The sequence below is a fragment of the Bradyrhizobium sp. P2_E8 genome, assembly GCF_056403875.1.
Genome location: NZ_JBFUES010000395.1, coordinates 1 through 9,724, shown reverse-complemented (window position 1 = coordinate 9,724; position 9,724 = coordinate 1). Strand labels below are relative to the sequence as shown.

Genomic DNA, 9,724 nt, shown 5'->3' with positions numbered 1-9,724 from the left:
GGCCGCGGTGGTCCCGGTGATCCGGTTGGTGACCAGCGACCCCGCACCGCCGGCCGCCCCCTTGCTGATCGACACGGCACCGGCGAACACGCCCGCCTTGTCGTTGTTGCCGGCGATCACGGCGACGTTGTTGGTGGCGGTGACGTCGGCGCCGTTGACACCGTTGGTGCCGGCGGCGGTGATGCTGGCGGTGACGTTGGTCCCCATCAGATTGGTGGCGACCGAGCCGGCCAGCCCGACCTGCGAGGACATCGCGATACCGACGGCGACCGTCGAGATGCTGGCGTTCGAGTTCGCACCGACGGCAACGTTGCCCGATGCGGTCAGCTTGGAGCCGGTGACGCCGGCGCTGACATTGTTGGCGATGCTGCTGTAGACGAGCGCCAGGCCCGCGGCGCTGCCTTGCGTCGAGGCGCCCGCGACGGCGGCGGTTCCGGTGATGCTGGAATTGTCGGTCGCGGAGACGGAAATATTTTTGGCCGTGATGGCCGATTGCGACGCGCTGGACAGGTTGTTGCCGATGGCCGCCGAAACAGTATTTGCGATGCTGCTGATCGTCGTGCCGCCGACCCCCGCAAACTGTCCGGTCGCCAGACCGAAGCCGATGGTGACCGACTGGATCTTCGAGGAATCGACCGCACTCACGCTGACATTGCCGTTGACACCCGCCGTCAGCAGCACGTTGGCGATATAAGCCGAATGCGTCGTTGCGATCGTGTCGTAGACGATCGAGGCGCCGACATTGTTCTTGCCGGCCTGGATGAGGCCCGCAACGGAGATGATGCTGGCCCCCGGACCGTTGCCCGCGCCCCCGCTGAGTGCAGCCGCGCCGAAGTCGATGCAGTTCTGCCCGCCCGTGCCGCCGGCGACCGTGCAGGTGTCCTCGGCGAGATGATTGTTGTTCGACTTCTTGACGAGGTTGCCGAGCGCGGTGTCCAGCGCCGACACCGCGCCGCTGTCTGCCAGCACCGTCACGCGTCCAACGTTGATGTTCACCGTTGCGCCGCTGTTGATGTAGGCGGTTGTGGTGGGCGAGATCTCGCTGACGACGATCGCGCCGGCAAGCCCGTTGGACCCTGCCCCGCCCGAGGCCGCGCCGGCCGCGATCACGCTGGCGCTGTCGGCCATGACCAGCAGCGTGTCATAGTTCGAGATCGAGGTGCTACGGATGTGCGCGTCGGTCGCGTTCCCGCCCGTGGGATCGGCGATCGACGCATAGGTCAGTCCGATGCCGACGCCGGCTTGTCCACCAGTGATATAGAGCGARCCGCCGCCGATCGCGATGTTCGTGGTCTGGTAGGCGTCGACCTCGAGCGCGCGGTTGACCCCGCTGGACTGGCCCGTGATCGTCGAACTCTCGATATAGGCGTTGGCGCTGTCCGTGATGATGCCGACCGAGGCCGACAGCGCCGCCGCATTGGATTTCGATCCCGCCACGCCGATGGCGACGACGGTCTCCGAGCCGCCATTGAGCGCCTGCACCGTCACCGAACTCTGGTTGTTCACGGTGGTGCCGTAGATGTAGGCGAGCGTCGCGTTGTTGGACATCGCCGCCGCGATCGCGCCGCCGATCGCAGCCCCCTGGGCAGACCCTCCGGCCAGATTGAGCGCCGCAGATCCGGAACCATTGTTGAGCATGGTGTCGTTGAGCGCCTGAACGATCGTATTGGTCAGAACGGCGCTGGTCGTGGTGTACTTGTTGACCGTCGTATTCTTGATATAGGCGCTGGTGCCGAGCGAGACGTCGCTTACCGACGAGCTTCCGGCGAGATCGAGGCTGAAACCGCTGGTGCTCGATCCAGAAGTCGAACCGATCTTGCTCGCAGCCGTCCCGACGCCGGCGGTCCCGCCGGTCGAGGCCGCCCCGGCGGCCCCCGCCTTGTCGGAGAAGCTCGACGACGCCGGATCGGAGACTGATGCCGCGACGGCGGCCGCGGTGATGCGCCCGGAGGTGGTCGCGCTGATCGTGAGATTGTCGACATTGACCGATCCGCTTCCACCGCCAGTGCCGGCAAAAGGATCGTTGGAGCTGAACACGCCGGGCCGGATGTCGGAATGGTTGTCGCCGACATAGGCGGAGGTGTCGGTATTGGCGCCGAGATAGGCGACCGACAAGCCGACCGCCGAACCGCCGCTCCCGTTATAGCTCATCGCGCCGGACAGCGTCACGACCGACAGATCCTGCTGCGCTAGGATGCCGACGGTCGGTGCATAGACGGTGGCCTGGCTCGATATCGACGCATGCGTCGTGTTGTTCAGGAAACCGAGCGAAGTGATGCCATTCAGCGCCAGCGTGCCGGCAGCCTTGCCCGACGACGGTGCGACAGCGACGAACCGGTCGGAAGTGATCGCGTTGACGGCGATGTCGTCCGCCGCACGCAGCGTCGCGCGGTCCGAAACGCCGGCGATGGTATTGGTGTTGAACTGGACGAGATTGAGCGCGCCGCCGACGGAGGAGCCGCCCGAGGTGTTGCCGAACAGGAAGCCGAGCGTGCCGACATTGCCGGCGGCGTCGATCGACGCCGTGGTCGTGGTGGCCGCGATTTGGATGCTGGCGTTGTAGGTATGGACGTCGCCATTGTCCATCCCGACCGACCAGCTGCTGCCGCATGTCGCGGTCGTGCAGGTCGCGGTCAGGCTGGCGCTGCCGGCCACCCACGCCGTCGTGTTGTTGTTCACGACGAAATGGTTCAGCGAACCGGCGATGCCGATCGTGTCGCCGGCGTCGGCCGTGGCATTGGCGTAGCTGGTCAGGATGTTGCCGCCGACGCCGAGATTGCCGTTGAGATGGCTCAGCACCGCTCCCAGCCCGTCCCACTTCAGCCAGGTGTTGGTGATCGGCAGCTCGGTGGTCGCGTCGACGGCGATGTTCGCCGCGTTGATCAGCGTTCCGTTGCCGACATAAGCGTTCGAGTTGTGGGTGAAATTGCCCCAGGCGACGGCCGCGCTGATCGCGGTGCTCTCGCCGGACACCGGATCCTTCGTGATCGCGCTGGACGTCGCATTGCTGCGAACGCCGCGATCGATGACATTGCTGGCAACGGCAACGTTGCCGCTGGCATAGATGCTCGGCGCGCCGCCGCTCGGATTCTGCGCGATCGCAGCGGTCGCGCTCTGGGTGCTGTTGGCCAGCGACAGCGCGCCTGCGACCTTGAAATCGAAGCTCAACGGCATCAGCGAGCCCATATGGTCCCTGATGATCGACGTCGGCGAGGTGACGGCGCGCAGTCCTCGTTCGATCGCCGCGATCAGCGCCGGCAGGCCGGCGCACCTTCAGGGTGCTGCCGCTCGTGTTCACCGTGCCGGCAGCAAGATGCGCGCCGGTCGCGACGTTGGCGGTCGTCGTCACCGATCCCGTGGAATAGGCCACCGTCGGGACGATTTGCGCGCTGGTCGACGCCGCGAGGGCCGCGATGGCGATGGTCGCATCGTTGAGCGCCTTGATCTCGAGGTTGCCGCCGGCGTTGACCGTCGCGCCCGAGGCCACGTTGGTCGTGGCAGTGCCGTCGATCTTGCCGACGACCACACCGGCCGCGACCGGCGTGAGGCTGCCGAGCAAGGTGGATGCGACCGCCGGATCCGACGCGGTCTCTGTGGCATGCGCGGAAATGGTGACATCGCCGTGGCCGTTGATGTCGGCATGGCTGTTGATGTTGATGGCCGCCGTGGCGCTTGCCGCGACATAGCCGCCATTGAGCCCGAGCAGCGAGGCGGCAAGCGTCGAGCCGACAAGCGCGAAATCACCGGCCACAGAACCGTTCAGGAAACTCGACACGGCCGTCGAGGTTGCGGTGATCGAGACGATGCCGCCGGCAATCTTGCCGTCGACCGTGATCGACGTCGCGGCGGTGGCCTGGCCGGACAGCTTGATGTCGCTCGCCGTCGCCGTCAGCGTGACATTGCCGTCGGAATAGGTGGTTCCACCGAAATTGACCGCCTGGGCCAGGATCTGCGCACCATTCTTGATGTCGATGTTCGGCGCGTCGATAGTGATGTGATTGGCACTGCCCGTCGAATGACCGTTGGCGTCGAGATGGCGGGTATCGACCACTGCGTGTGCCGCCAGGGTGATCGAATTGCTCGCCTGGATCAGGTAGGTGGCGCTGGAGCCACCGGTGATTCCACTGATGGTGTTCGCGATCGAGGTGTTCGACAGCGTCACGCCGGTGTCACCCTGGCTCGCATCGCCGACCACCACGTCGGTCGGGTCCATCAGCAGCGTGCCCGCCTTGCCGTTCGGCGCGGCCAGGTTGATGCTGACACCGTTGCCGACGTCGATGATGCCGTTCGCGCTGAACTCGACGAGACCTGCATTGCCGGTCTTCGCGCTGGCGTCGAACTTGGCCCCGCCCGCCACGGTCAGGTTCTCGGTGGCCTTGAGGCGGATGTCGCCGGCGTCGCCTGTCTTGCTCGCGGCGCTGAGCCTGGCGTTCTTGCCAATTTCGATGTTCTTGCCCGCATCGACGGTAATGTTGCTCGGCGTCGCAGTCTTGCTCTGCGCCGTCAGGCGTCCGTTCACCCTGGCGTTGTTGACCGCGCCGATATGGATCGAGCCGTTGCTGACGGTGATCGCGCTGGCGCTGCGCAGGCCCTTGGAGTTGACGGAGGCCGCAAATTTCGCGGCGTGATCGAGATTGGCTATATCGCGCTGAGTCGCGCCACCGACATAGACATTCTGCCCGGTCAGCCGCACGCCGTCCTGGGCATTGACCCGGCCGTAGATTCGGATGTTGCCGTCCGGCGAGACCGGGAACGAGCCCGCCATGAGGTTGCCGACCGCCGACTGGTTGATCACCCCGCCCGCGCCGATCAGACTGTCGGTGAACTCGCGCGTCGGCGTCGAGACGTTGAGACTGCCGACGTTCACCGTGCCGGAACGGCCGACCACGAACCCCTTGGGATCGGCGAAGTAGACGTTACCGCCGATCGCGCCGTTCATATAGGAGTTCAGCGTGCCGTTGACGTAGACCGGCGCGTCGCGAACGATGTTGACGAGGTTTTGCGTGCCGGCGGGCAGCTGCAGGTTGACGGTGTTGCCCTGCCCGACGCTGAACTGCGAGAACGAGTTGAAGGCGTTGTTGCCGGACACCGTCGACGTCGTGACGTTGGTGACGCTGCCGGAGGTGTGCAAGGAGGTCCCGGTGCGGCCATCCGGAACGATGACGTTCGCCGTCTGCGCCTGAAGGCGGACGCTGAACACCGGCAGAAAGACCATCTGCATCGCGCAGAGCAGCGACATCGAACGGAAGCGCGCAAGCCCCCGCAGCGTCAGCTCGTCATTATTTCGCGTCGCAGATGGTCCGCGCATTTCATATCCTCGTCATCGGCATTGGCGCCGATCCACAACCGGGTGGGAGAATGTCGTGGAAGCGTCCGGCATCAGAACTGGCCGGGCGGAAGCTTGAAGATGTCGGGGCTCTTGGCGTCGGCCACGTAGAACAGCAGGAGGCTGGTCGGCGTCAGCACACGCTGGTTGTTCTCCTTGTTCTCGAACGTGCCCTGGAGCAGCAGGATCACCGAGCGGTCCTTGGCGTCGCTGCCGCGGAACATCACGATGCCGCCGGCAACAGGCATGTTGACCGCGATGGAATCAGGCTTGAAGCCTTCGCCCATGAAATGGGCACGCAGGATATTGGCGTTGGAGAACAGCTTCTCCGCCGTCATCGCCGCGTCGGTCCCCTTCGACCAGACGGCGCCGACCTGGATCAGCGATTTGGACTTGTAGCCGAACACGTAGGAGAGCTCGGCGGTCCCGCCGTTCGGCAGCAGCTCTGGAACCGACATGAGGATGCTGTGCGTCAGCTCGGACGCGTTGTCCTGCGCCTTGATGGCGTCGGGCTTGGCGTTGAAGTCCTTGATCATCGCCGCGCGCACGTCGGCTTCGCTCATGCCGAACTTGGCGGAGCGGAAGCCGTCGATCGCCTTGACCTTGTCATCCGCGCCGGCGCTCGGCGCCTCGGTCGTGGCCGCCGCCGGAGCGCCGGCTGCCGGAGCAGCCCCAGCCGCGGCAGCCTTCGGAGCCTGCGCGGCCTTCTGCTTTGGAACGGCGCCCTGGGCCGCCAACGGACCCGCAGCAACGGAGGTGAGAAGACCGACGAGGGCCGGAACGAGATAGATTTTGCGCATCGAAAACCTTCGAAACAACTTGAAAGAACGCTTCAAAAATCGGCAGTCACGAAATCGGCTTCTCCGAACCACCGTCGCACCCGAGACGGAAAATGTTGCAATGCCACAAGGCGTTACAAAACATCACGGAGCAGACAAGGCTCGAAACAGCGACTCCTCAGCGGCGTAGGAATACGGTATCGGGTTGCCAAACGCTGCGAATGAACATTCACAAGCGCATTTTTTCATCAATTGTGGTTGCCGGCCGTTCGCGCTAAGCATCCGCCTTGGGGCAAGCATCATGCAAAGAATTTCATGAACGAACGGCCTTTCGCGGTCGATCGCCGCGGGTTCATTCGCCTTGCGAGCGCAACCGCTGCGGGATGGCTCGCGCTCGGCGCAACACCTGATCGCATGCGAGTCGTCGCTTCGCTGACGGCATTGTCGCTCGACGACGAACTGACCAGAAGGAGCATGATCGACACCCCGACCTCGCGCCTGGGTGGTCTCATCGTCGGGCTCAGGCAGCGAGGCTGGGTCGAAGGCGTCAACTTCCGCCTCGAACTCCGTTCGACCTTCGGCCCATCGGACAAACTGAAGGCGGCGATTCAGGAGCTGCTGGAGCTCAAGCCGGATGTGATCCTGACGGGGTCGACGATCGAAACCGCAGCGGTCCTTGCAGCCACCAAGACCATTCCGATCGTCTTCGCGACCGCCAACGATCCTGTCGGCAACGGCTTCGTCGAAAGCCTTGCGCACCCCGGTGGCAACGTCACCGGCTTTACCAGCAGCACCGCCGAGATGGGCGGCAAATGGCTTCAGCTCGTCCGGGAGGCAGTGCCGGATGTTACCCGCGTCGGTGTCCTGTTCAACCCGGCGACCACACCTCGTGCGGGGCGCTTCTTTCTCGATTCGATCGAGCAAGAAGCTGCGACATCGGGAGTGTCCGTTGCCCCCGCCCCCGTCGGCGCCCCAACGGAGATCGACGAAGCCGTCAGCCGCTTCTCTGAACCGCCCAAGGCGGCAATGATCGCCCTCGTCGACAGCTTTCTGGTGGTCAACCGGCAGGCGATCGTCGCGGCAGCCGCCAAGTATCGCGTACCGACGATCTATCCCTTCCACTATTTCATGGATGCAGGCGGGCTGATGAGCTACGGGCCGACGCTGGAAGTCCGTTCGGCCGACTATGTCGATCTCATCCTGCGCGGCACCAAGGCCGGCGATCTGCCGGTGCAATCGCCGCGAAAATACGAGTTGCTGATCAACCGCACAGTTGCCCGCACGCTCGGCTTGACCATACCATTCACGCTGCTCGCACGCGCCGACGAGATCCGCGAGTGAACGAGACGATCGACCAGGGACATTTGCGGACGCCTCCCGGCCGGCTGTTCCGCAAATATCTCTACTCGATCGTCGCTCTCGCCTTTGCCGCGCTCGCCATCAACACTGGCTTCGACGTCTGGTTCTCCTATCGCGAGCAGAAGCAGCTCCTCGCGTCAACCCAGCGCGAGCAGGCAGCGTCGGCGGCGATTCAGATCGGCCAGTTCATCGGCCAGATCGAGAACCAGATCAGATGGCTCTCCCGCCTGCCCCCGGAGCTGTCGACGAACGAGGACGAGCGCCTGAACGCGATCCGCCTCCTGCGCCTCTCGCCCGCGATCGCGGAAATCGCCGAGCTCGACGCGCAAGGCCGCGAGCAGGTGCGCGTGTCGCGCCGCGTCGCGGACAGGATCGGCAGCAAGATCGACCTCTCCGCTTCGCCCGCCTTCCGTGGCGCCAACGAAAGCCGGACCTATTACGGGCCGGTGTACTTCTTCGGCGACACCGAGCCGTTCATGACGATCGCCGCGCGCGGCGTCGGCCGCGGTCCCAATGTGATCGTCGCCGAGGTCAATCTGCGCTTCATCTGGGACCTCGTCGCGGGGATCAGGGTCGGCAATACCGGCAAGGCCTATGTGGTCGACCGCATGGGGTTGCTGATCGCACATCCCGATCTGTGGCCGGCGCTACGCCGCAGCGATCTTTCGAGACATGCCGACGTTCGCGCCGCGCTCGATGGCGTCGGGCCACCGTCAGGCGGCCTGGTCAAGGAAGATCTGTCCGGTCAACGCGTGCTGTCGACCTATGCGACGGTGCCCTCGCTCGGCTGGGTGGTGTTCGTCGAGCTTCCGCTGACCGAAGCCTATGCGCCGATCTACGCGTCGATCGGCCGCTCGACGTTTCTCCTCGTCGTTCTGCTCGCCTGCGCGGTGCTGGTCTCGCTCTTTCTCAGCCGGCGCATGACCGTGCCGATCCAGATCCTGACGCAGGGCGCGCGCCGGATCGGCAGCGGCGATCTCGGCCTGCGGCTCGCGATCAAGACCGGCGACGAGCTGGAGGCGCTCGGTGACCAGTTCAACCGGATGGCCGCGCATTTGCGCGAATCCTACGCGACGCTCGAGCGCAAGGTCATCGAGCGAACCTCCGAGCTCGAGAAGGCGCGCGACCACGCCCTCGCCGAGCATGACGCGGCCGAGCGTGCGCGCAACATTGCCGTCCGGGCCAACGAGACCAAGTCGCGCTTCCTCGCCGTCGTCAGCCACGAGCTGCGCACGCCGCTGAACGGCGTCATGGGCGTGCTGCAGCTGCTGGACGACGGCAGCCTCGGCGAAGCGCAGCGCCGCCACCTCGCCACTGCCGCCGCATCGAGCGAAACGCTGATCGCGCTGGTCGATGCGATCCTGGAATATGCCCGCCTGGAAGCCAGCGCCGAAACGCTGGAGACACGCGACTTCCGTCTCGGCCAGCTCATCGAGGCCGCCGCCGATCTGATGCGCCCGCAGGCCTTCGACAAGGGACTGACGTTCGACGTTGCCAGCGATGCGACGGTCAACACCTCCGTGCACGGCGATCCTGTCAGGCTCAATCGCATCCTGCTCAATTTGATCGGCAATGCCATCAAGTTCACCCCGCGCGGCGGGATCGGCTTGAAGGCGGTCGCCGAGCAGAACGACGATCACGTCCTGCTGCGCATCACGATTCGCGATACCGGGATCGGCATCCCGCCCGACATGCATGAGCGGATCTTCGAGGATTTCGTCCAGGCGGACGACAGCATCGCGCGGCGGTTCGGCGGCACCGGCCTCGGCCTTGCGATCGCGCGGCGGCTGGCGCGCCTGATGCACGGCGAGCTGACGGTGGAGAGCACGCCGGGCGCGGGCAGCACGTTCACGCTACAGGTGCCGCTTGGCCGCGCCGCGAGCGGTATCGCGCAAGGTACGGTCCTGCCGCCGTCGCGGCGGCTCAGCGTGCTGCTGGTCGACGACGATCCCGTCAATTGCGAGGTCGGCGAAGCGATCCTGAACYGGCTCGGCCATCGCCCCACGATCGCCAGGAACGGCGCGTCGGCCATAGAGTTCGCCCGCGATCAAGTGTTCGACGTCATCCTGATGGACCTGCACATGCCCGACATGGACGGCGTGGAGGCGGCGTCGCAGATCGGCAAGCTCGGTCTGCCGAGGATGCCGCGCATCATCGCCGTGACGGCCGACGTGTCGGGCAGCGCCCGCGAGCGGCTCGCGGGCTCCGGGATCGCCAAGGTCGTCAGCAAGCCAATCCTGATCAATGCGCTGCGCGAGGC

Annotated in this window: 5 protein-coding genes; 2 read left to right on the top strand and 3 right to left on the bottom strand. The window is 65.3% G+C overall.

Annotated features, from left to right (window positions below; translation table 11 throughout):
* The 3 genes from AC1D00_RS21475 to AC1D00_RS21465 form a co-directional block, all read right to left on the bottom strand.
* Positions 1-1,128 (bottom strand): hypothetical protein (locus AC1D00_RS21475; protein WP_477012046.1); only part of this gene is annotated, 1,128 nt, incomplete at its 3' end.
* A 1,012-nt stretch (positions 1,129-2,140) separates the two neighbouring features.
* Entirely contained in the window at positions 2,141-5,131 is a 2,991-nt protein-coding gene (locus AC1D00_RS21470; RefSeq protein WP_477012045.1) for a leukotoxin LktA family filamentous adhesin, read from the bottom strand.
* A 248-nt stretch (positions 5,132-5,379) separates the two neighbouring features.
* Positions 5,380-6,126, bottom strand: a complete 747-nt coding sequence (locus AC1D00_RS21465; RefSeq protein ID WP_404554513.1) for a hypothetical protein — start codon at positions 6,124-6,126, stop codon at positions 5,380-5,382.
* A 294-nt stretch (positions 6,127-6,420) separates the two neighbouring features.
* Here AC1D00_RS21465 and AC1D00_RS21460 point away from each other — a divergent pair, with 294 nt between their 5' ends.
* On the top strand, positions 6,421-7,446 hold the full coding sequence (locus AC1D00_RS21460) for an ABC transporter substrate-binding protein (protein ID WP_477012044.1): 1,026 nt from the start codon (positions 6,421-6,423) through the stop codon (positions 7,444-7,446).
* The coding region (locus AC1D00_RS21455; protein ID WP_477012043.1) for a hybrid sensor histidine kinase/response regulator at positions 7,443-9,724 on the top strand (2,282 nt) is incomplete at its 3' end. The genes AC1D00_RS21460 and AC1D00_RS21455, both read left to right, overlap by 4 nt.

Excerpts from the sequence above, each read along its gene's own strand:
- AC1D00_RS21465 (WP_404554513.1), bottom strand. The coding sequence starts at position 6,126 with ATGCGCAAAATCTATCTCGTTCCGGCCCTCGTCGGTCTTCTCACCTCC.
- AC1D00_RS21460 (WP_477012044.1), top strand. The coding sequence starts at position 6,421 with ATGAACGAACGGCCTTTCGCGGTCGATCGCCGCGGGTTCATTCGCCTT.